Raw genomic sequence first — 24,095 nt, 5'->3', positions numbered from 1 at the left:
CTTACTTTACAACAACCCTATTTCTTCCCGCCCTCTTGGCTTCATAAAGAGCATCATCCACTCTCTTAAACGTCTCTTTTGTCTCTTCAGCCTCTTGGTATTTTGTCAAACCAAAAGAAGCCGTTACTTTGATGTCGTTGCGAATCGTCTGTTTTTCGATATTTACTCTGACTTTTTCTATGATTGTTTTTGCTTGCTCGATAGTGACATTTTTAAGCATAATAACAAACTCTTCACCGCCCCATCGTGCAATAAGGTCATTTTCTCGCAAAGAGTTTTTAATGGTTTTTGCTACGCCGATAAGCGCTTCATCACCGATTTGATGCCCATAGGTGTCGTTGATACTCTTAAAATAATCTATATCCACAAGAGCTAAAACAAAATCAACATCCGCTCTTCGTTGATGCTTTGCTATAAAGTTGATGCTCTCATCAAAATGCGCACGATTGTAAAGTTTGGTAAGCGGGTCTGTGATGTAAAGCTCTGCTAAGAGTTTCTCGTTGGTAATGTCATGAAAAACAGCGCTAAACTCTACAATCTCATCATGAGCGTTGAGGATAGGCATAACACGAGTTTGAAACCACTTTTCAGCTCCTTTTGAAGTTTGAAAACGCAACTCCCCACTCCAAGATTTTTTGTTTCTAATACTCTCCCACATATCTTTATAGATAGCATCAGAGCTCTCTTTGAGCTTAAACATGGAGATATTTTTACCAAGAATCTCTTTTTTGGACATCTCAAAAAAGTCGCAAAAAAATGTGCTTACATCTTTGATAGTGCCATTAGCAGATGTTTTCATCACGATGATATTTTTGTCAATTATCTCTCTATCGGCTTCTAGTTTATCGTTGAGCTTATGCACCATCTGCACCTCTTTTTTGATAACCATTTTTGCCTCAAAAAGCTCACTGATATCGTAGATGGAAATCATCACCTTGTTTTCATGGCTGATGTAAGGAGAGATAGTCACTTGCTGCTGCATCAGCTTTAAAGAAGATGTGGTGACTTTGTTGCGCTCTATGGGGATAAACTTCGTACTACTGTTCGCATCATAAAAAGTAGGCGTGCCGATAGAGAGAGCAGTTTTGATTTTTCTTTGAAGCACTGTATAGTTTATCTGTGGAAAAAACTCCGCCAAACTTTTACCTACAATCTGCTCTTTTTGGATTTGCGTATTGATGCAAAGCCATCTGTTCCAGTAGCTTACCTTAAACGTATCATCAATTATCATATGCCCATTTTCAAGCGAGTCTAACAAGACATCGGGGTATTTTATCTCCATCATCCGTAAATCTCTTCTATCTTCTCATCGATGAGCACTTTCAAGCTCTCTATGGCTTCATCTTTGGTGAGAATATAAATATTGCCATTGATTTGTTGGTCTTGAAAATCCAAAATCGTACTGATAATGATGATTTTTGAGTACTCCGAAATCTCTTCTTCATCGACGATAGAGTGTGCATCACTCAAATGCAGATACGGGACAAAAAACTGAACCTGCGTGCCTAACTCCTGCGTCAGTCTGCTCACGATGGTGGAGGTAAGGATGTTGGTGAGCTCTATAACCGCATCGTTTATCTCTTCAGAGGATGGCGTCACAATGCTATAGAGATGTTTGCCAAGATTTGTTGCAGAGTCTTCACGGATGAGAAAGATACACTCTCCGCCAAATTTGCCCGTAAAGAGCTGTTTGGTTGTGTAGTACATGGAGTTTGTGTCGATGGTTGCTTCTATTTTGCTTGCGAGCTCATGTGCGTTACAAATCTCTATCTTTGGTATATGCATCGTTCCAAAAGCATCTAAAAGGTCTGCAAGGCTTGCTGTTGCAGCGCCAATGGAGACATTCATAAACTCTCTAAGTGCGTCTAGTTGATCTTCGTTAAATACTAAATTCAATGCCCTAACCCTTACAGTAATAAATCATTTTCAAAAATATGCATCATAATCTCATGATTGATGGGTTTTGGATACATATTTTTCGCACCTGCGACAAGAACCCTTAGCTTTGCTTCGCTTTGGATGTCCGCACTCACAACGATAACCTGAGCCTCTTTGTCTATCTCTATGATTCGCTTTAGCGCCTCATAACCATCCATCACAGGCATAGTCAAATCCAAAAAGACAACTTGCGGTCGCTCTTTTTCATACATCTCTACCGCCTCAAGACCGTTAGTAGCTTGAAAAAGCTCCACATCAGGTGCAATCTCTTTGAGGCTTTTAATTACGCCCATTCTAGCGATTTTTGAATCATCTACTACTAAGACTTTCAACACTGACCCCTTTTTCTATAATTTTTATTATAAGATAACTTCAATTAATTGCCACTAAAACGCGCTTCTATCTGTTCAAGCACCTCTAAGGCTGCAGCATAGTCATACTCGCTAAGATGTTTTTGCACCTCTGCTCTGCACTCCACACCCTCAATCGCTTCAAGCTGCGCTAGGAGCAAATCGACCATCTCATTGCTTATGAGTGTGCTCTCTTGAAGGTCGCCACTCACCATCTCGATGGTTCTCAAAAGCTCCTCTTTGGTGTAGCTTACGCTCTGCTTTGGCGCTTCTTTGGCTTCAAGGCTCTTTTTGAGAGAAGCAAAAGTTTGCTCAATGCTCTCTTTGAGTTTTGGAACCATTTTTACGCGCTCCTCGTGCTCTTTAGTAGTGTACATCTGCAAACAAAGAGCGAAGATACCTTTGAGTGCAAGATTGCCGCTTACCCCTTTGAGGTTGTGGATAAAGCGCTCAAACTCTTCTGAACCAACCACAAGAGTATCAAGCTGTGCTGCAATATCGCTGTTGTTTTGTACATAACTTAGCAAAACAGCATGCGCACGCTCTTTTTTGTTGTCAAATCGCTTGTAAAGCTCCTCAAAGTCCACACCCTCGATGCTCATAGAATCTTCTGGATGCTCTTTTTCTTCTGTTTTGCTTGTAGAAAATCTTTTATGCCCAAGATATTTTTTGAGTATCTCTTCAAGCGCATCGACATCAAGGGGTTTTGAGAGGTGGTCATTCATGCCCGCTTTTTGCGTTCTCTCTTTGTCGTTTTCCATCACAGCGGCACTTAGTGCGATGATAGGCGTCTTTGTGTCAAACTCTCTTATCTTTTGCGTTGCTTCGATACCATCCATCACAGGCATTTGCAAATCCATAAAAACGATGTCAAATCTCTCTTGCTGCATCATCTGCACCGCTATGAGCCCATTTTCAGCAATGCGCACCTCAAGTCCAAATTGCCCAAGGTTCTCGGACGCTACTATCTGGTTGATCTCATAATCCTCAACAAGAAGCGCTCTAGCGACAGTTGTAAACTCCTCTTTTGCTTGCGCAGATACCTCTGTTTGGCTCTCTTGCTCCTCTTTGGTGTAGCCTAGCAGAAGCGTAAAACTAAACTCACTCCCCTCTCCCTCTTGACTTTGCAGTGCGATAGTTCCACCCATCAACTCCACCAAGCGCTTTGATATCATCAGTCCAAGACCCGTACCGCCATAAACTCTAGTGTTCGAGACATCGACCTGATTGAATGCACCAAAGAGCTTCTCTTGCTTCTCTTTAGCAATCCCGATTCCCGTATCTTTGACACTAAAACAGAGCTTGACACGCTCTTCTTGAAGCCACTCAAGAGCTACATGCAGATGTACCTCCCCTTGATGTGTAAACTTGATGGCATTTCCTACAAGGTTGGTTAAGACCTGCATAAGCCGAAATGGGTCTCCGACAAGATTGTTCTTAACTTCTGGTGCGACACTGTATGCGAGCAAAATGCCCTTTTGTTCTGCTTGATAACCAAAGAGATCTACGATGTTTTTGAGCATAACATCAAGCTCAAATGGCGTCTCTTCTATCTCCATTTTATTTGCTTCTATCTTAGAGTAGTCCAAAATATCATTTATGATATTAAGTAGTATCTTTGATGAGTAAATCGCTTTTGTGAGATACTCTCTTTGCGTAGTACTTAAGTCTGTCTTAAGCACCAGAGAAACCAACCCTATAATCCCATTGAGCGGTGTTCGTATCTCGTGGCTCATATTTGCCAAAAAGGCAGATTTGGCACTGTTGGCGCTTTCTGCCTCTTTTTTATGCTTGTTAATAGTATAAAAAGAGTACAAAATGATGCCAAGAAGTAAGACGACGACAAAAAAAGTAGAGATACTTTTGCTTCTTGCATACTCCAAAATATCATTTGGACGGCTGACGATGATATAAGCGACATGTTTTTTTGTATAAATATTTACAATTGGAAGAAAAGTTGTGATGTAGTTTTTGTTGTTGTGAATCTGTACAAAGTTAAATCCCTGCCCTTTTTGAATGCTTTTGCTAAGAGACGGGTACTGTGCGGAGAGTTGTTCTATAAGCACATCACCGCCATTAGATATGCTCTTTTCATAAAGGTAACGCTCATCTAAGCCACTCTGCTCATAGTTGCTCTTTTGGCTCTCAAAAACACGCTCTTCAACAAGCTCTTTTTTGATGATAAAATCAACATGCCCTTTTGTCTCCTCTTTGATTCTCTCGATGAGTGATTCCATGGAAACCGATGTCTCTACACTTCCCAAGTGCTGGTTCGTTCTTTTGTCTATAAGAGGATAGACAAAACGGTAACCGTTATAAATCCTCCCCTCTTCAAAACCCGCTATAAATCTCTTCTCTCTGTTGACAAATGCTACCGTCTCTCTGACATCACTTAAGTTGTCGCCAAAAAACTCAGGCTTATGAAAACGCAAGAAACTATCATTGTTTGGAAGATGGAAATGGAGCTGTTTTATCTTAAAAAGGTGCATACTCTTATAACTCTCATTGAGATGCGCAAAAAGCGCCTCTCGTGCGTCTGACATCTGTTTTACATCACCACTGTTTGCTTGAAACATGAGGTTATAAACACTCTGCGTATCAAGCTTGTTGATAAAAAAAATCTCTGAATGGGTTTTAAATGCGTGCGTTATGGTGTTGAGAGTGATTTGTAAAAGCTCTTTTTCTTGCTGTAAAACTTCCCGTTTATGCCCTTGACTCTGATACTGGATAATCTGCCATATCCCAAAAGAGCCAACAAGAAAAAAAAGTACATAAAAAAGAGAGTTTTTGCGCCATTTCGCCATAAAAAATCCTTATCGTAGCTTCGCTATCGTCTGTGCATACTTCACGTTTTCGCCCGCTTTTACATCAAGCTCCAGCATCCCTTTTTGGGCCAATATAACGATGGTAGAACCCATCTCAAAACAGCCAAAATCATCTCCTTTGTTGCAGTGGAGATTTTCATACTCATACGCCACGCTTTGCAGTGCATCCGCATCGGTTTTTATGCGTGGTTCAAAAGCAACCTGCATCACGCCGACATTGAGCGCACTTACAAGCACCATGTAAAATCTTTTTTGATTTGGAGTTTCGCAAAGAAGCACAACTCGCTCATTTTCTACAAAAAGATTGAGCTTGTTTTTAAGTGAGGGCATATTGACAGGATAAAATTTCCCGGGGATATGAACTGCTCTTAGCACTTTTAGGTTTGTGGGCATATGGTAGCGATGATAATCTCTTGGCGAGAGATAGAAGTTTATAAAAGTGCCGTCATGAACGATAGCCTTTTCTTCACTGCTAAAATGCTCTCCCAAAAGCGCATCAGAGCTGTAACGCATCCCTTTTATCTGAAGCGCATACTCACTCTCCAGCACACCGCATTCAGAGACAAGAGAGTCACACGGCGAGATAAAATCCTCGCTATCAAGCGAAAAAACTCTATCTTCTCTTAATTTTCTCGTAAAAAGCGCATTGAGCGAGCGGTAGGTTTGTGGTGCATGAAACTCGCTCATGTCAAGTCCCATAAGTGCAACATAAGAGCTGTTTATAAAATTTTGAATCGGCGTGGCAAACTCTTTGTTTGCAAACTTTCCAAATGCTTGTGAAATTGCCGAAGTTATATGTTTACTCATTGATTTTCCTTTTTGCTATCTCTTCGATGAGAACCGTTGCATAAGAGCCTTTTGGAAGATAAAAGTTTAGCTCATACTGTGCCTCTTCATTTCTGTATCTTCCATCTATATCTTTTGGAAAAACCCATGCGTAGCGTCTCGCACCATCCTCATCGATGGTATCGTCAAAATCTTTTTCTATCTCTCTTGCGATGCCTGAAGCCAACCTTGCTTTTTTACCACACAAAAGCCCAGTAACAGAGATATCTCTTTCGTTAAATCTCGCAAAATCATTCTCTTCCCCACAAAATTCAAAGAGTCTTCCATATGGATAGTGCTCCATGATATCCCCACTGATAAGCTTAAACGGATGTTTTTGCGCTTTCATCTGCAAAAGTTCCTCTTTTGGCATATTTAAAAGCGGCTCCAGCTCTTTTACTTCAAAATTTTGAATGAGCGTATTTATCTCCAATCTTCGACTTAGCCATAGATTGAAAAGATGACTTTGGTATGCATTTATGAGAAGCTGTTTTACCTTTGGGTTGCGCTCTTTTTTCTCGCCTTTTGCTATCTTTTCTCCATCGATATGGTTGTTTCCATCTGTTCCAAATCTCTGATACCCAAAGTAGTTTGGCATTCCAAAAGCAGCGATATTTTTAAGCGCCTCATCTATCTTTAAAGCAGCCGTAGGATTTACTTTTTTAAGTTTTATGTAAAACTTATTGCCATTTAAATGCCCTATGCGTATCTTGTTGTTATGGTATGTTTTGGAGAGAATCTTCACATCTTCATGCTCAAACGCATCCATTTTTGCTTCATGTGTTTTATGTAAAGAGATATACTGTTTTGTCATAGCATGCTTATCTTTAAGCCCCGCATACCCTATCTCTTTGTTTTTGATGCCGAGATATTTTGCAATCATAGAGACAAGTTCAAGCGTAGAGATTCCCTTTTTTCTAACCCACAATACAAGGTGTTCCCCCTCCCCACAAAACTCATAAAGAGGCACCTCTTCAACCACAAAATCCCGCGGTGTCTGTCTAAAATGAAAATCAATACTTGAGTGAGAGAGCGAATAAAATCTGTCCATATCTTTCCTATTTATTAAAAATGATGCGCTTTGCATCTGTTTTTGTAACCACTTCTCACGCATTCCCCGATGATTTTTATGGGAGTTCGTGTCAGTTTGGCATGTCTTAAAAGTGCTTTTTTGTCTCTTTTGTCAAAACCAAAGAGTATCTCATACTCTTCGCCGCTGCATCCGATTTTTTTTGCTGTTTTTTTGTAAAATCGAAATCCAACTCTATTTATGTTTGAGAGTTTACCCAAATCGCTAAAAATTCCATCTGAAATGTCCATGCCCGATTTTAAAAAACGGCGACTCTTTGAGACAAATTTTTCCCGCAACTCAATGTTTACAAACTTTGATTTGGCGTGAATTGTGCCTAAGTTCATCAATTTTTTAAGCTCTTTTGCACTTTTGCCAACCACACCTGTATGGGCTAAAAGGTTGCCCACGCGTAAGCCTTTGCGCAGCAGCGGTTTTTTTGCCTCTGAGATAATGGTTATAGTGATGTCAAGCTTGGAGTTACTTATGGTATCTCCGCCGATAATCTCTACACCATACTTTGCCCCACTCTCTAAAAAACCTCTTGCAAGTTCACGCGCTTGCTCTTTTGTGATGCTCTTTGGCATGGCAACGCTTAGAAGTGCGTACTTTGGTTTTGCGTTCATGGCAATGGCATCGGAGATATTGATCGCCATCGCTTTTGCGGCTATCTGGTAGTGACTCATCCACGCTTTTTTAAAATGCACATTCTCAAAAAAAGCATCTTTTGAGTAAACCATCTCACCCACTAAAGCGCCATCATCACCTATATTTTTACTTTCAAATTGTTTGATAAAATAGTTTTCCAAATCCAAAATATCTCTTTAATAATAAAATATAACAAACATAAAACAAAAAAATTACTCTACTTTTTTATTCAATCTATGATAAAATAAGCGCTTATTATATCATTATACAGGAAAATCAATGAAGCACTCTATCAAAAGCATTTTTAAAAACCTTTCACTCTTTTTTATATTTGCAGCAGTTTTTGCAGCGCTTGGTGTTATCGTCGCACTTGACCACACAACTAGCTACAAAAAAGTCGATAATCTTGCAAACCAAAAGTCTATGGCAACCGACATTTTAAACCTCTCCAAAGAGAATCTTGAACTCTCTCTCATCCAACTTCAGGGCAAAACTACGCAACTTCGCTATGACACTCAAAAACTCCATACACTCTATGAGTATAGTTTTATCGAAAGAGTTCTTCTCTCTACATCCCAAGAGTATCTTGCAGATTTGGAAACTTTAGAGGCACACAGAGCAGATTTTACAAAAAAAGCAGATGCTTACTTTAACAGTACAACAGATGAAGAGACAAAAGCAGCAGAACTAGCGGTCAGCTTTGACACTTTCAAAAGTCATATCAATGCGATTATGATTAAGTCTATCTCTTATGATCAAGCAAAATTTAACCTCCACAAACAAGTAACTTTTATCGCTTTTATCATAGTTCTATTTGCAGCTCTTTGGTTTAGAAAACAGCTTGCTCTTATATACAAAGACTTAGAACTCCTAAGCAATCCAAACTTTGCAAACTACACCTTTTTTTCTCAAGAGGCAGAGGCTATTTCACTCAAAATCAAAAGAAAACCCCCAGCTACAGAAAATCCTGCAATGCTCGATGCTGTCACTGGTATCAACAACCTTAAAGGAATGATGAACTCTTACTCTGAGAAAAAAGGAATGAAAGAGAGTAACTACACCTCAGTAACAGTCTTTGAAGTAGATAACTTTTCAAAAACAAACAAGCCCTACTCTCAAGAGCTCACACAGTCTATCCTTAAAAAAATTGCTTTTTCACTCTCCTTACACCAACAGGCAACAGATGTCATCGCACGAACAGAGTACAACCAGTTTACACTCATCCTTTCACGTCCAAGTAAAGAGCAACTTTTCAAAGACGCAGATAGTATGCGTCAAGGCATCACAGAGCTTCAAGTGAGCTCTCCTGAACTAGGTGAGATAGAGCTTACACTCTCCGGTGGACACGTTATTAAACCAAAAAATCTCTCTCTTGAAGAGGCAATCAGACAAGCGAAGAAAATTTTACTTCACGCACAAAAAGATGGAAAAAACAGGATTTTTCAAGTAAAAGATGTAGCAAAGAGCGAATTGTGAGAAGTATTTTCACACTTTGCCCATTTATGCTTCTCTAAAGTGAGACGTTAAGTAACAGTCTGCAGATAGAAATTTATTTTTTATTATACGCAAAGGCTAAAAATAGTACAATCCCCCTTATTTTATTACTTTTAACAAAGGAAAGCTAATGGGTATTCCTATTTATACTTACGATGCTATTGTAGTTGGTGCGGGACTGGCTGGTTGCGCTGCCGCAAGAGAACTGCAGGTTGCAGGAAAGAAAGTTGCTGTTATCACAAAACTTCATCCGCTAAGAAGCCATTCAGGAGCTGCACAAGGCGGAATTAACGCTGCTTTGAGCGATAAAGACAGTGTTGAGCTTCATGAGTTTGATACAGTAAAAGGGAGTGACTATTTAGCTGATCAAGATGCGGTTGAATTTATGTGCAAAAATGCACCTGAGACTATCCGCTGGGTTGAGAGAATGGGTGCGGCATTTAGCAGAAGTGCAGATGGCAAAATCGCACAAAGACCTTTTGGCGGGCAATCTTCTCCTCGTGCATGTTATGCAAAAGACAGAACAGGTTTAACACTGCTTCAAACGATTTACGAGCAAGCATTTCGCAGCGGCGTGAAGTTTTGGGATGAGTGGTATGTAAGCGATATCATCTATAAAGACGGCAAAGTTTCAGGTGTTGTTGCTTTTAACATCAGAGATATGCAAGTAGCTATTTTCAACGCAAAATCAGTAATGTTTGCAACAGGCGGTTACGCAAGAAGCTACAAAATCAACTCAAATGCTCACGCAAATACAGGCGATGGTCTCTCCATCGTAGCACGTCACGGTCTTCCGCTTGAAGATATGGAGTTTGTTCAGTTTCACCCATCAGGTCTCTCTGGAAACGGTGTTTTAATCTCTGAAGCAGCAAGAGGAGAAGGCGGACGCCTTTTCAACTCTCTTGGCGAGAGATTTATGGAAAAGTACGCTCCAAATGCAATGGAACTCGCTTCAAGAGATGTCGTAAGCCGTGCTATCTTAAACGAGATTAGAGAGGGTCGCGGTGTTGGTCCTAGAAAAGATGCGGTTTACATAGATGTAACGCACCTTGGCAAAGATTTGATTATGGAGAGACTACCAGAATTAAGAGATTTAGCTCTTACTTTCTTAGGGCTTGATATGATTAAAGAGCCTATCCTTATCTCTGCAACTGCACACTACTCTATGGGTGGTATCCCTGTCAATATCGCAGGAAATGTCCGTAAAAACAACACGGAGTTTGTAGAAGGTTTCTATGCAGCTGGTGAGTGTTCATGTGTTTCAGTTCACGGAGCGAACCGTTTAGGTGCAAACTCTGTTCTTGAGGCACTTCTCTTTGGTCGCTTCGTCGGTAAAACAATGGTTGATGAGATAGATGCTATCACTCTTCGCCCTGCAACAAAAGAAGATGCTCAAAGAGCACTCGATGAGATAAATTTTGTACTCAACAACAACGGCACAGAGACTATCCCTACTTTAAGAGAAGAGTTACAACAGTGCATGACTGCAAACGCTGGTGCATTTAGAACAGGTGAGACACTCTCTTTGGCAAGCGCAAAGATAAAAGAGCTTAGAGAGAGATTTAAGCATATCCGCATCAAAGACAAATCAAAAGTATTTAACACGGAGATGCAAGAAGCTATCGAGTTTGGACACATGCTTGACTACTCTGCATTTATCGTTGAGAGTGCTATTGAGAGAAAAGAGAGCCGTGGAGCACACTATAGAGAGGATTATCTTGCAAGAGATGATGAAAACTTCTTAAAACACACTATGGCATATATGGATCAAGAGGGCAATATCTCTTTAGAGTATATGGATGTCGTTCTTGGCAAACATGAACTTAAAGCAAGAAATTACTAAGGAGAAGGTATGAGCGCAGAGAAAATCACTACACAAAAAGTTAACTTCAAAGTATTTCGCTTTAACGCCGATGAAGACTATCTACCATACTATGAGAACTACACGTTAGATGTAACTAGCGAAGATGTAGTTTTAGATGTCCTCAACAAAATCAAATGGGAACATGACGGAAGTTTTTCCTACCGCAGAAGCTGTCGCCATGGAATCTGTGGTGCATGTGCCATCAAAGTAAATGGTCGCTCTACTCTTGCATGTAAAGAGAGTATGACTACTATGATAGAGTATTTCGGAAACGATATTACTCTTGAGCCACTAAGCACGAAAAGAGCCGTAAAAGATATGATTATCGACAAGGGTGATTTTTGGGAGAAGCATGCGGCGGTTACTCCGTATCTTGTTGCTGACATCGACGAATGCCCGTCTTGCGAAAATCTAGTATCTCCTCATGATGCAGAAGAGCTAAACGAAGCAGATCTTTGTATCCAGTGCGGCGCATGTCACTATGCATGTCCAGTTGTTGAGATAAACAGTGACTTCTTTGGTCCTGCAGCATTTGCAGCGGCGTACCGTTTTGAAGCAGATGTTCGTGATAACGACGGCGAGAGACTTATCAATGTAAACGAAGAGAAGCAAGGCGTTTGGGACTGTGCTAAATGTTACGAGTGTGCGGAAGTTTGTCCAAAAGAGATCAACCCGATCGACAAAATCACTAAACTTCACCAGATGGCATTTAAAAGAGGCGTTGCAAAAAACAATGTCGCAACTCGCCATGCGGTTGGTTTCCTACACTCTATCAAAAGAAACGGTGTACTTGATGAGGGCGGCTTAGTGCTATACTCTGAAGGATTGCATATCGTCAAGCACTTACCTGTGGCTCTTCAGATGTTTAGAAAAGGCAAAATTGTTCCTCCATGGGGCATTACAAAATCAGATAAACTTGATGAGATTCAAAAACTTATCAAATCATCATCAACAGTAAAGTTCTAGGAGTAAAAGATATGAAACAACTAAAATATGCACTTTTTACGGGATGTACTGCAAAACAAAGCACTCCTGAACAGATGATGTCCACAATGGCGGTAGCTAGAAAACTAGGCATCGAGATGATAGAGCTAACAGAAGCATCATGCTGCGGTGCTTCTCACTTGCAAGATTATGATGACTTTTTATCTCTCGTACTAAATGCCAGAAACATAGCATATGCAGAAAAACATGGTTTGACTATGGTAACTATCTGCAACACTTGTCAGCTAAACACCGCTATGACAAAACACAGACTAGATAAAAACCCTGAACTAAAAGCAAGAGTAAACGAGAAGCTTGCAGAAATCGGCTTGGAGTACAAAGGTACTTCAAATGTTATCCACTTCCTCTACGCTATCATCGATGATTTTGGCTTGGATAAAATCAAAGAGATGGTTGTAAAACCTCTCAGCCAGTTCAACATCGCTCCATTTTACGGATGCCACAACATCCGCCCATCAGAGCTTCATGACGAATCTCACAAAATGAGAGAAAACCCATACAAACCGACTTCTCTTGATGACCTTATCATCGCGTGCGGCGGTATGACTGTTGACTATGAAGAAAAAACCAAATGCTGCGGCTTCCATGTAGAGCTTCAAGCACCACACACTGCAGCAGTTCTAACAGGAACAGCCATAGCAGGTGCAACAGACAACAATGCAGATATGATGGTAACACCTTGCCCACTATGCCACCTAAAACTAGACACGCAAACAAAAAGCGCTTCAGAGGCAATAGGCAGAGAAGTTTCACTTCCAGTTCTTCACATGCAGCAGATGGTAGGTCTCGCTCTTGGATGTACTCCTGCAGAGCTTGGTTTGCAGCACCATGTTACGGGTGTTAATTTTATATAAATTGTGATGTGTGTATGCGTTCCACCTCGGTAGAAGTAGGATTAGAAATTATATTTGGAGTATCAAATGAAAAAATTATTGTTATTAATGTTGTTAGTGCATAATATATATGCACTAGATTCTATAAGTTCAATTCCAGATGAACAAAAAAAAGTTGTAGCAAAAGTAATTGAAATTCTTGAATTACCATCAGATGAAAATATGAAAAAGATTGTTTTTGGTAAACTTGGTGATTTTTTTACAAAAAATTGGTCTGCTCATTGGACTACTAATACTACTGGAGCTGAAACAAAAATTAAAAATAGTGATGCTCAAATTTGTGATGTTACAATCTATAATGATAATAGAGTAGTAAATTGTACTTTCGTTCATTTCAAAAAAGAAAAACAATTATTTGTTACATTAAAACAATATGTTGAAGCAGAATCGTCTGCTGTACTTGAACTATATAATGAAGTAAAAAAAGATTCAAAATATAGGATTGAAAATGAAACAGAAAATTATGCATATTTTAATGAGAAAGGCTATATGAGTTATAACACATATCATGTAAAATCACCAGTTGGTATGGTTATTTATGAAAGCTCTTATTTTTTGGATGTTAAATAGCTTTTTTCCTCGTTCCACCTCTCCTGAGGTGAAATGCATATATACTCCTTATATAACACATTAAGCTTCACTTGACAAGGCGTACGCTATTTAGTACAATATTTAAAATTTAAGTAGTAAATGGACTAAATTATGACAAAAGTAATGACTGCAAGCGAAGTTAGGGCAAATATCTATAACATAATGGATGAAACTGCACAAAGTCATGAGCCTGTGCTAATTACGGGCAAACGAAACAATGTCATCATGCTCTCAGAAGAAGACTACAGAGCGATAGAAGAGACGCTATACTTAAACTCCATACCAAATATGGCATCTTCCATCCGAGAGGCTATGAAAGCACCCGATAACGAGTTTAGCGAAGATGTTGAATGGTAGAGTATAAAATACTTTATAGCAAACTAGCACAAAAAGATGCTAAAAAGTTATCGAGTGCCAATTTAGATAAAAAAGCAAAAGAACTAATTGAAATAATCAAAAAAGACCCGTTTCAAAATCCACCGCCTTACGAGAAGCTAGTCGGCAATTTAAGCGGCTCATACTCAAGAAGAATAAATATCCAACATAGAATAGTATATGAAGTAAGAGAGAGCGACAAAGTAGTTAGAGTCTCCAGAATGTGGTCACATTATGGAGAATAAACTTTTTTAGCTCTTAGGTCTAAAAGCCTTAATAACCTCTTCGTTTGTCTCTATATATGGTCCCTCTATCAAGTCTATGCAGTACGGTACAGCAGGGAAAACTACGTCTAAACACTCTCTTATGGATTTTGGTTTTCCGGGGAGATTTATGATAAGGCTTTTGCCTCTGATGCCAGCGCTCTGGCGTGATAGTATCGCTGTTGGAACATACTTTAGGCTTACTTGACGCATCAACTCGCCAAATCCAGGCATCATCTTTTGGCATACATTCTCTGTCGCTTCTGGGGTGACATCACGGAGTGCGGGTCCTGTTCCGCCTGTGGTTACCACCAAACAACACCCCTCTTTATCACAAAGCTCTATCATGGTAGCTTCTAAGACATCTTGCTCATCTGGGATACATCTGTAAACTATCTCAAACTCGCTCTTCAGATAATCTTTCATTGTATCTTGGATGGCAACTCCCGATATATCTTCATAGATTCCCTTGCTTGCTCTGTCACTTGCGGTTATTACGCCTATTTTTATTTGGCTCATATGTTTCTCCTAATTTATTTGTAAAAAATGGTTTGCATTTTTGATGTATGTCACGGTTGATACCTCTAAAAAAAACTCCCTTGCGCCCTCAACATCTATGATGGTGTCTTTCCCACCGAGATAAACCTCTATCTTTACTCCTTTTTTTGCAATATTTTTCAGTACATCCATGTCCCACTGAAAATAGAGCAGCTCTTCTAGCTCTTCCACGCTACCCTTTTCTTGCTCTACGCTCTTTTTTGAGTATGGCAAAAAGCATGATTTTAAAAACTCATTTAGGTATAAATCTCTATCTTTTCTATAGCCCAAAAGTTGGATTTTTTTAAACTTATCATCTCTGGTCTGAAAAAAAGCGGGAGAGAATAGTTGGAGGGTATCTACTCTTTTTTGAAGTTCTAACTGCTCTTTTACATGCTCAAAAGCCTTGATAGCGCCATAGCTAAATCCGCAAACCGTGTAGTCGGAATGGTTTGTGTACGCATCAAAAAAGTGTTGTTCGTTTTTTAGAGAAAAACCGCTATAAAACCGCATCCAGCCTCTTTTTTACATCTTGCTTTGTAATGCTCTCTCTTTCGTTTAAAACTCTCTCTACATCACTCATGACGCTTTGTAGAGACTCTAAGAGTTCTCTTGTTTGCGTGTAGAGTTTTTGCATCAAAATCTCTTTTTCGTTTTGGCTTGCCATAAGTGAAGAACCCATGCCGTACTCTGTTATCATCTTCTCGACTATCTCTTTTGCCTCATCCAAATCGCCTTTTGCACTGCTTGCGTGTTCATGGTATCTGATGGCACATGCGACGACACCCGCTAAGAGCATTTTTACCCTTGATTCTAGTTCATGTTGCAAAAGAGGTTCATCGGTTGCGGGGGTGAGTTTTTCGTTGGAGAGAAGCAATTTTTCAAAAGGAAGGTCGAAATATGTCGCACAGATAACCTTTGCGGCTTGGTAGGTGACACGGTACTCTTTTTGTTTTGGGCTGAGAATCTGTAGTTTCTTTTTGCCAAACATAACCTTGTCTTTGACTTGATGAAAATGCTCAATCGTTACTTGAAAATCATGCTGTCTGATGGCAAGAAGCGATGCCTCGTTTACAAGAGCCGCCAAAGATGCGCCGTTAAATCCGACTGTCATGTTTGCGATGGTACTCACATCGACTTCATGAGGCACTTTCTCCAAATATTTTGACAAAATCAAAGCTCTCTCTTTGTTTGTCGGAAGCTCTACAAAAATGCGTCTGTCAAATCTTCCCGCACGCAAGAGTGCGGAGTCTAGGACATCTATCTTGTTTGTAGCGGCTACAACTATCACTCCGCTTGAGTTTTCAAAACCGTCCATCTCTGTTAAGAGCTGATTGAGTGTTGCTTCTCTCTCGTCGTTTCTTTGTCCGTCTCTCTTTTTTCCCACCGCATCTATCTCGTCGATAAAAATGATGGCAGGCGCATTGTTTTTTGCGGCAACAAAAAGTTCATGAACTCTTTTTGCACCCATCCCGACATAAATCTGCACAAAAGAGGCACCGCTTTGGTAGTAAAACGGCACACCTGCGGCATTTGCAACTGCTTTTGCTATCATCGTTTTGCCGACTCCCGGAGGACCTACCAAAAGCACGCCTCTTGGCATCCTTGCACCAAAACTCTTATAGCGTTTTGGTTTTTTCATAAAGTCGATTATCTCTTCAAGTTCGCTTTTTACATCGCTGATACCGCCGATGTCCTCAAATGTCACATCACTTTTGATAGACTCTATAGGACCTGCTTGCTCTGAGGTATAGTGCCCTCTTGTCTCTTTTGCTTCTTGTGTTTTAAAAATGCTGTTTTTTTGAAACCACCTGTAAAAAAGTGCTCCAAAACCTAAAAAAAGAACCAAAAAGAGAAGATAAACAATGACGTTGGAGCTGTTTTTTACCTTGACCTCATAATCAACAAACATCTTTGGCGAAACCTGAGAAGTTGCGATTTTGTAGAGCTCTTTTTCGGTTTTGAGATAAACATACTCTTGTGTTGAAACAACACTTTTGACGCTGTGGTTTTCTAAAATCTTTGTTGCCTCTTTAAGAGTGATGGGGTCTGCATTGTCTCGTAAAAGCGCAAAAAGAACAAGTACGACAACCAAAAAAGCCGATACATAAAGAACAACTCTGTTTGTCTTAGACTCTAGCATAGTTCGCATCCTCTTTTGCTTCATAAGCGCTGATATTTACCCAGTTGCCCACCAAATCTTCATCTGATGCTACTAAAATCTTGTTAAAATGCTGGTCGTAACCTACAAAATAGTCCTCTTTTTGGCTCTCAATAAGAACGCTCAACTCTCCGTCAAAAGCTTTTCTAAAGGCAAAATTTTTCTCGTGAACTATACGCTCTAGCTCATGCAATCGCTCTTTTGCCACGTTGCCGCTTACCTCCGGTTTCATCACTGCCGATGGCGTGCCGTCTCGTTTTGAGTAGGTAAATGCGTGAAGATGAGTAAGCGGAAGTTCTCGCACATTGCGCATCGCCTCATCCCAAAGCTCTTTGCTCTCCCCCGGATGCCCCGTGATAAAATCCGTGCCTATCGCAAACCCTTTACTTGCCAAGAGTTCAAACAACTCTCTGTCTTGCTTGTAAACATTGCGTCTGTTCATATACTTTAGCATCTGCGGCGAGGTGTGTTGCAGTGCGATATGCAGATGTCGCTCCAACCAAGGTTCATCCAAAATCTCTTTGAACTCATCACTGATTTGAATCGGCTCAACACTCCCAAGTCTGATACGTCTCACACCTCTAATCTGCGACATTTTTTTCATAAGAGAGGCGATAGAGCTTCCCGTTTTTTGCCCGTAACTTCCGACATTTGTTCCCGTGAGGATAAACTCTCCAAATCCGTTTGCGCCTAGTCTGCGGATCTGCTCTAAAATCTTCTCCTCATCCATGCTTCGTGCATCTCCACGCACATAAGGGATGATGCAGTAAGAACAGCGAAAGTTACACCCCTCCTGAATCTTTATAAACGCCCTGCTCTTGCCGATAAAATCATCCACAACGCTCTCATCTATGTGGTTTAAATCCCCCGGTTCATAAAAAGGCTCTTCACGGCTGAGCATCGCATCGATTTTAAGCTTTTCACTCTGTCCGAAAACTCCTGCAACACGCCCCTGTTCCAAGAGTTTTTCCCCTTTAGTATGCGCACCGCACCCTGTGAGAAAAATCTTCGCATCTCCACTGTTTTCAACATGCGAAATGTAAGAGCGGACGTGCGAATCAGCACCGTTTGTCACCGTACATGAGTTGACTACGACGATGTCGGCTTCATTTTCATCTTCAGTAATGTCATACTCCTGCATCGCGCTCATCATAACCTGAGAGTCATAAAGATTTGTTCTGCATCCAAATGTTTTAAAATAGACTTTTTGTTTCATTTATACCACCTCTTGCGGCGCGAATGACGGAGTTTTTTTCGCACTCTGTTCCAGATGAAGCATCTGTGTCGGATAGGCTATGGTTATATCGTCTTCTGCCAAAAAAGCATCTATGATTTCTGTGGATATAGCGCTTCTTAACGTGAGCGTCGCATAGGCATTTGTAAGATACCAAACGCTTATACTAATGCCATTTGGAGCGATAAAAGAGAAGATGCGAGGCTCTACATTGCTGTTTTTCAGGCTGTAGTTGCTTCTTAGCTTGTTGAGCTGTTTTCTTGTGATATCGGTATATCCTTTGGAAAATTTTTTTACAATCTCTTTTGTCAAATGCATCGCTTTTTTATGGTTTGAGTCATACGTTATGGTTATATCTATCCCATCCCAGACAGTTTTGAGTGAGCTGTGGGTATAGTTGGCTATCATGCGAGTAAAAATATAGTTGTTTGGAATAAAGATGATTCTTCCCGCACGTCTGTTTTCTAAGACCGTTGTTAAAGTGACATCTTCTAGTATAGTCATACGCAAAAGAGAGATATCCATAACATCGCCCACGTAAGACTGTCCATCCATATCGACACGGATCCTGTCACCTACATGGATACTACCGCCAAAGACTATGACAAGCCAGCCAAGTATGCTCATAAACCAGTCTTTCATCGCAATAGCGATACCCGCAGAAGCAAATCCCAAGATGGTAACGAGGTAGCTCACATTTTCTATATAGTTGAAAAAGAGGATAAGAACGATAAGCGTAAAATTGACAAATGTGATAATTTTATTTGCCATATAGAAGCGTTCATTGTCAGTAATATACTTTTTAATAATGAGCTTAAGCAGAAAAAAGAAGAGAAAAACAACAAGAATAATGACGCTAATCTTGACAAGCTTGAGCATTTGAGACTCTATCTCTTTGTTGATATTTATCTCTATGATGTCAAGTCTCTTTTCATAGACATCCACCGTAACATTCATCGTATCAAGAGCCGATTCAAACCGCTCAAGCTGTTTAAGCTTCAAATCAAGTTGCTCTTTGTGTGTATGCTCTGCATCGAGGCTCTCTAGTTGCGTGTAGATATTTATCTCTGAGCGTAAAAGCCCTACTACCGTGCCCAGTTCCTCTTTTTTTGCGATATAGTCTTTAAACCCTTGATCAAGCGTTTTTATGAGTGAGATGCCCATGAAGATATCTAAAGGGTTTGTGATGGAGGGTATATCATCTATATTTGGCGGGGTTAAGAGGATGGAAAATGGAGAGCTGTCTTTCTTTTTCAACTTCTCAATCTGCGAGGTTAAAATCTTCTCACGTGCGATAAGTGCGCTTAGCTCATCCGCCTCACTCAGTGTTTTTTCTCGCTTTTTTTGAAGATAGTTGATACGTTCGACTATCTTCTCAAGGCTCTCTCGTACCTCCAAAGAGGTAAGATACGATGCGTAACTCTTTATCCAAACGCTCTCTTTGTTAGAGATTTTCTCTTGCACGATTTTGAGTTCTGAGAGGAGTTGCGCTATCCTCTGATTTTTTGTATTTTCCTCAGCAACTCTTATGCGCTCTAGCTCCTCAGCGGCTTGAAATTTCTCTGCTTGTTCTTTCTCTTTTTGCTCTGTTGACGTTTGAGAAAAGAGCAGTGATGTAGTGATAAAGAGATAAAAAAATAGTTTTTTCATTTACTCTTTTCCAAATTTATTTAAAACGCACATGATAGTCCCGACATCAACTTTGTCCGTAATGACAACATCGCCGATTCCAAGCGGGAGGATAAAAGTGATGGCAGCATCAGAGCTTTTTTTATCCAAAAAGAACGCTTCATAAAATTTTCTTACATCGTTTATGGTGTAAGTAATGGGCAAATCATATTTTTGTAACAGTGCTTTTACGCGAGCAACCTCTTTTTCATTCATATAGCCCATCTTCAAAGCCATCTCATTTGCCATCACCATCCCAATGGCAACCGCCTCGCCATGGAGATACTCTTTGTAGTTTGTCTCATTTTCTATGACATGTCCAAAAGTATGTCCATAGTTCAGAGCGGCACGAAGCCCCTGCTCTTTTTCGTCCTGACTTACAACATCAGCTTTTGTCTGAACCGATTGACGAATCGCATCTTGAAGCACCTCTGGATTGCTCAAATCTGCATGCTCTAAAAACTCAAAAAACTCTTTGTTAAAAGTCACCGCCATCTTCACTATCTCCGCAACGCCTGCGCCAAACTCTCTTTGTGGAAGTGTTGTTAAAAAATAGGGGTCTATGTAAACCGCTTTTGGCTGATGAAATGCACCGACAAGGTTTTTGCCGTACTTATTGTTAAAGCCTGTTTTTCCGCCTACACTTGCATCCACTTGCGAGAGAAGCGTTGTAGGGATTTGGATAAAGTCTATCCCCCTTTGGTAGATGCTCGCCGCATACCCAGTCATGTCGCCGATAACACCGCCGCCAAAAGCGATAAGAAGAGATTTGCGGTTAAAACGGTGTTCAAAGAGTGAGTCCAAAATAGCATCGATGCTCTCTTGGTTTTTGTACTCTTCTCCGTCTTGCAGTGTGACAACATAAAGCTCTTTTGCGCTGATTTTGCCAAGAAGATACTCTAAGTGCAAAGCAGAGACTGTTGTGTTTGTTACAACCGCAACTTTTGTATCGAAATGTAGTTTTGGGAGGGTGTCTATGGTTATGTCGTAGGAGTCATCAACAACTTTTTTAAGTTCAATATGCACTTGCATTCTCTATCCAAAATATAAATTTTAAAAATGGATTTATAATACTTCAAAAACGCTAAAAAGTGGCTAAATATGGCTAGAATTATTGCTTTAGCCGCTTAAATGACGCGATAAAAAAGACGTTTAGAACTATTTTCATGTAAAAGCAGAAGTTTACGCAACTCCGCAGATACTTTTGTGTAGTATGAATTTCCTACTATCGCACCGTTGTAGGCATTGATGGCTCTGTCATTGGAACGATGTTTTTTGTAACATTCCCATAAAATATCTGCAGCAACACTCAGATTTGTATTCTCATTTAAAAGTGCATAAAGCGGGATTTTCATTTTTGCGAGTTTCTCTTTGTGCACATTGTTTATCTGCATCAACCCGATGTCAAAACTCGGATAACTATTTTGGTCTAAAAACTCGATAACACCTCTTGCTGTAACACTGTTTTTACTATCAATTTCTACTACTTTTGAATATTTTTTATAAGAGATATTTCTGCTTTGAAGCATCGTGTAGAGCTTCTGCTCTTGTGGTTTTGTCAGTTTTTTGTAGTTTACAGAGATAATAAGCGGACGAACGCCACTCTCAACTTTTGAGATTGCATAAAGAAGTCTTGGTTCTATGCCATAAGCCTCACCCGTACGAATCCACATATTTGTGGCGGCATGCGCAACAACTGCCAAAAGCAGTAACAACCAAACAGCTCTCTTCATTAACACCTATCCCTTGATGATTTACCGCCATCAAGCAAAAAGAGTTCCTAAATCTGCACAGGGATAAATATCTGGTGGTGGCTCTCAAGCTTGTGATAAAGTCTTTCGCTGTCGGTAGAGAAAATGGAGTAGAAATTTTTAAGTGTCAACTTTTTTGTAAAAGGCAAAATCTGAATAAAATCATTTTTGCGTTTAAGTTTTTTAATCGGGTTTTCACCATCTTTGACAATTTTTACACTCTTAGAAAAAATAGTGGAGAGGTTAGTGTAGTGCTCTACAACCTGCTCTTTTGCATCTTGCGCTTCGTTGGTGTAGTTATAAAGCTCTATGTTTAGGTTCATCTTCTCTGAAATGTCAAAAATCGTTGATGAAATCTTCTCCAAATCACGGTTGTCTCCTAGTATGATAGAAGCATCTTTAACTAAAGAGAGGTTTTTTTCTGCAATTTTAAGGATAGGTACATGCGCATCATAAAGCATTGAGCGCATTTTATGATTTTCAAAAAGCTCATTTGGAACGATAACAAGCCCGACATGGTAGTTTTTTATATCGTTAAAAAAGGCACTCTCTAGTCCTTTTGGTTCGTAGTTTATATCTATGATAACATTTGGTGAGCGATACTCTTTGATTTTCCAAAGAAGTTCAAAATTGCTCGGATTAACAACCTTGATGATAAGCGTGCGTCCAAATTTTTGATGCGCAAAAATAGCCCTTGAGACAAACTTTTCCATTTTTTTATGGTTGAGCAAATCCATATCTAAGTACATATAGATGTTTGATCCAAAAGGCTCCGGAAACTGCCCAAGCTCTCTTTTGATGGCTCTATAGACTGACTTCAAAACTTCAGGATCACCAACCATTACCAAAAGGTCGTTTGGCTGAATCATCCTGCGGCGATTTGGCATGATAAGCTTTCTGTTTCTGTAAATAGCAACAATGCGCCACTCTTTTTGCTCGATAACACCGATGTGCTTGTAAACAAAAGAGCTGCCAAAAGGGACGAGAACTTCCATGATTTCACCCTCGCCGATACCGACATTTTGGGCAATAACAGGAACATTTGGAAGATAATCAAGCATTCTTGAGGAGAGAATCTGTTTTGAGTTAATCATAACTATGTTGGAATCCTCATTTTTGAGTTTCCATTTGTTTAGCACGATGATGCGAAGCTGCTTTTTGATGGCTCTGATATTTTTGATGGTATTTTCGACATCCATAGGATTGTCCATAAGTATCATAACTTGCGCAAACTCCATCTTAAGAAGGTTTGAGAGCTTATAAAAACTTGTAGGATCAAACTCATAAAACTTAAAACGTGAAGGGTTGGCATTTGGAAATTTTTTGGCTTTTGTTTGCACTATGTAGTAGATATTTTCACTTGTATAGGCATCAATCACTCTATTTATAAAATGCTCGGCAGTTTCGCCTTCACTGATAATCAATATTTTTTTCATATTTCTACTTTTTGCTGCTATGACGCATAAATTGCCGCATTATAGCACGCTATTTCTAACAAGCTTAACGCCCATTTCTGCATGGTGCGTATAAGGAAACTGGTCAAACAACGCCATATCACAAACCGTGTGTGTTTGGCATAAAAGAGCCAAATCTCTTGCAAGTGTTTCAGGGTTGCAGGAGATGTAGATGATGTTCTCATATCGCGCGGCGAACTTGCAGGTATCTTCATCCATCCCGCTTCGTGGCGGGTCAACAAAAATAGTATGAATCTCATAAGAGGCTATCTCTATCTCTTTCATTCTGTTAAAGACTCTCACACCATCAAGCGCTTGCACAAACTCTTCAACGCTCATGCGTACAAACTCTATGTTCTTTACACTGTTTAAGAGCATATTTGTTTTTGCGGCGTTGATGGATGCTTTGGAAATCTCTGTTGCCAAAACTTTACGAAATTTTTTCGCAAAAGGAATCGTAAAATTGCCCGCACCGCAGTAGAGCTCCAACAAGTCGCTTGATGTATCTGCAAGATTTTTTAAAACCCAACCAATCATCTGCTCGTTTACCCGAGAGTTTGGCTGTGTAAAGCTGTTTTCTATGTACTGAAACCTAAACTCCTCATCTGCAACATTTAAAACCTCTGTTACATAATCCTGCCCGATAACCACTTTTTGACCTCGGCTACGACCGATAATGTATATGTCAAGCTCTTTGGCGATTTTTGCTGCGCTCTGGCTCCAAGCGGCATCGAGTGTTCTGTGGTAGAGAAGCGAAATCACGATTTCACCATTATTTGAACTTAAAAAATCGACGCCAAAGAGTTTAAAATCGATTTTGTTTTCTTGAATCGCTCTTAAGAGTTTTGGCATAAGAGCAGAGATAGACTTACTTACCTGCGGACACTCGTCAATAAAAACAACACCACTCTTCTCTTTGTTGTTCATCGTATAGTAGAGTTTTTCATCTCCCTCATGCCATATCTTAAACTCACTTCGTGAGCGATAGTTGCTCTTTGGAGACTCAAAAACAGACAATGCCCCGCTATAAAAAGGTTTAAATCTCTCTTGGTTAAGGAGCACTTTTGCTCTTAGCTGTGCCTCGTAACCACCTTCATAAACTACACATGCACCACATGTGCCAAAATATTTACAATTCATACTATTTACT

The 24,095-nt window shown here is 40.0% G+C and carries 23 protein-coding genes; 7 read left to right on the top strand and 16 right to left on the bottom strand.

The genetic code is table 11. From position 1 onward, the window contains the following. Position 1: 1 nt before the first annotated feature. From AC6H4V_RS05915 to AC6H4V_RS05885, 7 genes are read right to left on the bottom strand one after another with little or no spacing between them, the layout of a single operon-like run. Positions 2-1,285, bottom strand: coding sequence for a diguanylate cyclase (locus AC6H4V_RS05915; RefSeq protein ID WP_497607885.1), 1,284 nt, complete (start codon positions 1,283-1,285; stop codon positions 2-4). Beyond that, complete coding sequence (locus tag AC6H4V_RS05910; protein ID WP_428730243.1) at positions 1,282-1,896, bottom strand: chemotaxis protein CheC; 615 nt, start codon at positions 1,894-1,896, stop codon at positions 1,282-1,284. Before AC6H4V_RS05910 ends, AC6H4V_RS05915 begins: the two co-directional genes overlap by 4 nt. Before the next feature lie 11 nt (positions 1,897-1,907). Next, on the bottom strand, positions 1,908-2,273 hold the full coding sequence (locus AC6H4V_RS05905; RefSeq protein ID WP_428730242.1) for a response regulator: 366 nt from the start codon (positions 2,271-2,273) through the stop codon (positions 1,908-1,910). A 41-nt stretch (positions 2,274-2,314) separates the two neighbouring features. Next, positions 2,315-5,092, bottom strand: a complete 2,778-nt coding sequence (locus AC6H4V_RS05900) for an ATP-binding protein (RefSeq protein WP_497607884.1) — start codon at positions 5,090-5,092, stop codon at positions 2,315-2,317. A gap of 9 nt (positions 5,093-5,101) precedes the next feature. Then, the gene (locus AC6H4V_RS05895) at positions 5,102-5,920 is read right to left on the bottom strand and encodes a phosphatidylserine decarboxylase (protein ID WP_497607883.1); all 819 of its coding nucleotides are present in this window, start codon (positions 5,918-5,920) and stop codon (positions 5,102-5,104) included. Beyond that, positions 5,913-6,989, bottom strand: a complete 1,077-nt coding sequence (truD, locus tag AC6H4V_RS05890) for a tRNA pseudouridine(13) synthase TruD (RefSeq protein WP_497607882.1) — start codon at positions 6,987-6,989, stop codon at positions 5,913-5,915. Before truD ends, AC6H4V_RS05895 begins: the two co-directional genes overlap by 8 nt. 14 nt (positions 6,990-7,003) lie before the next feature. Then, the gene (locus AC6H4V_RS05885; RefSeq protein ID WP_497607881.1) at positions 7,004-7,822 is read right to left on the bottom strand and encodes a thiamine-phosphate kinase; all 819 of its coding nucleotides are present in this window, start codon (positions 7,820-7,822) and stop codon (positions 7,004-7,006) included. Between the two features lie 112 nt (positions 7,823-7,934). Between AC6H4V_RS05885 and AC6H4V_RS05880 the strand changes: the two genes are divergently transcribed. From AC6H4V_RS05880 to AC6H4V_RS05850, 7 genes are all read left to right on the top strand, one after another. After that, the gene (locus AC6H4V_RS05880) at positions 7,935-9,131 is read left to right on the top strand and encodes a diguanylate cyclase (protein ID WP_428730237.1); all 1,197 of its coding nucleotides are present in this window, start codon (positions 7,935-7,937) and stop codon (positions 9,129-9,131) included. A gap of 148 nt (positions 9,132-9,279) precedes the next feature. Further along, positions 9,280-10,992, top strand: coding sequence for a succinate dehydrogenase flavoprotein subunit (sdhA, locus tag AC6H4V_RS05875; protein ID WP_497607880.1), 1,713 nt, complete (start codon positions 9,280-9,282; stop codon positions 10,990-10,992). A 9-nt stretch (positions 10,993-11,001) separates the two neighbouring features. Continuing rightward, complete coding sequence (locus tag AC6H4V_RS05870; RefSeq protein ID WP_497607879.1) at positions 11,002-11,979, top strand: succinate dehydrogenase/fumarate reductase iron-sulfur subunit; 978 nt, start codon at positions 11,002-11,004, stop codon at positions 11,977-11,979. Between the two features lie 11 nt (positions 11,980-11,990). Next, positions 11,991-12,872 (top strand): CoB--CoM heterodisulfide reductase iron-sulfur subunit B family protein, encoded by an 882-nt coding sequence (locus AC6H4V_RS05865; RefSeq protein ID WP_497607878.1) that lies wholly within the window; start codon positions 11,991-11,993, stop codon positions 12,870-12,872. A 66-nt stretch (positions 12,873-12,938) separates the two neighbouring features. Next, positions 12,939-13,481 (top strand): hypothetical protein, encoded by a 543-nt coding sequence (locus tag AC6H4V_RS05860; protein ID WP_497607877.1) that lies wholly within the window; start codon positions 12,939-12,941, stop codon positions 13,479-13,481. A gap of 132 nt (positions 13,482-13,613) precedes the next feature. Next, complete coding sequence (locus AC6H4V_RS05855; RefSeq protein WP_497607876.1) at positions 13,614-13,859, top strand: type II toxin-antitoxin system Phd/YefM family antitoxin; 246 nt, start codon at positions 13,614-13,616, stop codon at positions 13,857-13,859. Next, positions 13,853-14,122 (top strand): Txe/YoeB family addiction module toxin, encoded by a 270-nt coding sequence (locus AC6H4V_RS05850; RefSeq protein ID WP_497607875.1) that lies wholly within the window; start codon positions 13,853-13,855, stop codon positions 14,120-14,122. Before AC6H4V_RS05855 ends, AC6H4V_RS05850 begins: the two co-directional genes overlap by 7 nt. 6 nt (positions 14,123-14,128) lie before the next feature. Here the strand turns inward: AC6H4V_RS05850 and mog are convergent, their stop codons facing one another. The 9 genes from mog to trmA form a co-directional block, all read right to left on the bottom strand. Further along, positions 14,129-14,659: a molybdopterin adenylyltransferase gene (mog, locus tag AC6H4V_RS05845; RefSeq protein WP_497607874.1), complete on the bottom strand. Its 531-nt coding sequence runs from the start codon at positions 14,657-14,659 to the stop codon at positions 14,129-14,131. Between the two features lie 9 nt (positions 14,660-14,668). Then, a complete protein-coding gene (gene bioV, locus AC6H4V_RS05840; RefSeq protein WP_497607873.1) occupies positions 14,669-15,190 on the bottom strand; it encodes a pimelyl-ACP methyl ester esterase BioV in 522 nt (173 codons plus the stop codon). Continuing rightward, positions 15,177-16,829: an AAA family ATPase gene (locus AC6H4V_RS05835; protein ID WP_497607872.1), complete on the bottom strand. Its 1,653-nt coding sequence runs from the start codon at positions 16,827-16,829 to the stop codon at positions 15,177-15,179. Before AC6H4V_RS05835 ends, bioV begins: the two co-directional genes overlap by 14 nt. Continuing rightward, the gene (gene mtaB / locus AC6H4V_RS05830; RefSeq protein ID WP_497607871.1) at positions 16,807-18,054 is read right to left on the bottom strand and encodes a tRNA (N(6)-L-threonylcarbamoyladenosine(37)-C(2))-methylthiotransferase MtaB; all 1,248 of its coding nucleotides are present in this window, start codon (positions 18,052-18,054) and stop codon (positions 16,807-16,809) included. The genes AC6H4V_RS05835 and mtaB overlap by 23 nt, the downstream gene beginning before the upstream one ends. After that, positions 18,055-19,722: a mechanosensitive ion channel domain-containing protein gene (locus tag AC6H4V_RS05825; protein WP_428730226.1), complete on the bottom strand. Its 1,668-nt coding sequence runs from the start codon at positions 19,720-19,722 to the stop codon at positions 18,055-18,057. Next, a complete protein-coding gene (gene aroB / locus AC6H4V_RS05820) occupies positions 19,723-20,772 on the bottom strand; it encodes a 3-dehydroquinate synthase (protein ID WP_497607870.1) in 1,050 nt (349 codons plus the stop codon). 95 nt (positions 20,773-20,867) lie between these two features. Beyond that, on the bottom strand, positions 20,868-21,473 hold the full coding sequence (locus AC6H4V_RS05815; RefSeq protein WP_497607869.1) for a lytic transglycosylase domain-containing protein: 606 nt from the start codon (positions 21,471-21,473) through the stop codon (positions 20,868-20,870). 47 nt (positions 21,474-21,520) lie between these two features. Further along, positions 21,521-22,927, bottom strand: coding sequence for a COG3400 family protein (locus AC6H4V_RS05810; protein WP_497607868.1), 1,407 nt, complete (start codon positions 22,925-22,927; stop codon positions 21,521-21,523). Positions 22,928-22,966: 39 nt separating this feature from the next. Then, positions 22,967-24,085, bottom strand: a complete 1,119-nt coding sequence (trmA, locus tag AC6H4V_RS05805; RefSeq protein WP_497607867.1) for a tRNA (uridine(54)-C5)-methyltransferase TrmA — start codon at positions 24,083-24,085, stop codon at positions 22,967-22,969. Between the last annotated feature and the right edge of the window lie 10 nt (positions 24,086-24,095).

The organism is Sulfurimonas lacustris (assembly GCF_059705355.1).
Note: the sequence above shows the minus strand (reverse complement) of the source record. Positions and strands in the feature narration are given on the sequence as shown.

Excerpts from the sequence above, each read along its gene's own strand:
- AC6H4V_RS05915 (WP_497607885.1), bottom strand. The coding sequence starts at position 1,285 with ATGATGGAGATAAAATACCCCGATGTCTTGTTAGACTCGCTTGAAAAT.
- AC6H4V_RS05900 (WP_497607884.1), bottom strand. The coding sequence starts at position 5,092 with ATGGCGAAATGGCGCAAAAACTCTCTTTTTTATGTACTTTTTTTTCTT.
- AC6H4V_RS05895 (WP_497607883.1), bottom strand. The coding sequence starts at position 5,920 with ATGAGTAAACATATAACTTCGGCAATTTCACAAGCATTTGGAAAGTTT.
- truD (WP_497607882.1), bottom strand. The coding sequence starts at position 6,989 with ATGGACAGATTTTATTCGCTCTCTCACTCAAGTATTGATTTTCATTTT.
- AC6H4V_RS05880 (WP_428730237.1), top strand. The coding sequence starts at position 7,935 with ATGAAGCACTCTATCAAAAGCATTTTTAAAAACCTTTCACTCTTTTTT.
- sdhA (WP_497607880.1), top strand. The coding sequence starts at position 9,280 with ATGGGTATTCCTATTTATACTTACGATGCTATTGTAGTTGGTGCGGGA.
- AC6H4V_RS05870 (WP_497607879.1), top strand. The coding sequence starts at position 11,002 with ATGAGCGCAGAGAAAATCACTACACAAAAAGTTAACTTCAAAGTATTT.
- AC6H4V_RS05865 (WP_497607878.1), top strand. The coding sequence starts at position 11,991 with ATGAAACAACTAAAATATGCACTTTTTACGGGATGTACTGCAAAACAA.
- AC6H4V_RS05860 (WP_497607877.1), top strand. The coding sequence starts at position 12,939 with ATGAAAAAATTATTGTTATTAATGTTGTTAGTGCATAATATATATGCA.
- AC6H4V_RS05855 (WP_497607876.1), top strand. The coding sequence starts at position 13,614 with ATGACAAAAGTAATGACTGCAAGCGAAGTTAGGGCAAATATCTATAAC.
- AC6H4V_RS05850 (WP_497607875.1), top strand. The coding sequence starts at position 13,853 with ATGGTAGAGTATAAAATACTTTATAGCAAACTAGCACAAAAAGATGCT.
- mog (WP_497607874.1), bottom strand. The coding sequence starts at position 14,659 with ATGAGCCAAATAAAAATAGGCGTAATAACCGCAAGTGACAGAGCAAGC.
- bioV (WP_497607873.1), bottom strand. The coding sequence starts at position 15,190 with ATGCGGTTTTATAGCGGTTTTTCTCTAAAAAACGAACAACACTTTTTT.
- AC6H4V_RS05835 (WP_497607872.1), bottom strand. The coding sequence starts at position 16,829 with ATGCGAACTATGCTAGAGTCTAAGACAAACAGAGTTGTTCTTTATGTA.
- mtaB (WP_497607871.1), bottom strand. The coding sequence starts at position 18,054 with ATGAAACAAAAAGTCTATTTTAAAACATTTGGATGCAGAACAAATCTT.
- AC6H4V_RS05825 (WP_428730226.1), bottom strand. The coding sequence starts at position 19,722 with ATGAAAAAACTATTTTTTTATCTCTTTATCACTACATCACTGCTCTTT.
- aroB (WP_497607870.1), bottom strand. The coding sequence starts at position 20,772 with ATGCAAGTGCATATTGAACTTAAAAAAGTTGTTGATGACTCCTACGAC.
- AC6H4V_RS05815 (WP_497607869.1), bottom strand. The coding sequence starts at position 21,473 with ATGAAGAGAGCTGTTTGGTTGTTACTGCTTTTGGCAGTTGTTGCGCAT.
- AC6H4V_RS05810 (WP_497607868.1), bottom strand. The coding sequence starts at position 22,927 with ATGAAAAAAATATTGATTATCAGTGAAGGCGAAACTGCCGAGCATTTT.
- trmA (WP_497607867.1), bottom strand. The coding sequence starts at position 24,085 with ATGAATTGTAAATATTTTGGCACATGTGGTGCATGTGTAGTTTATGAA.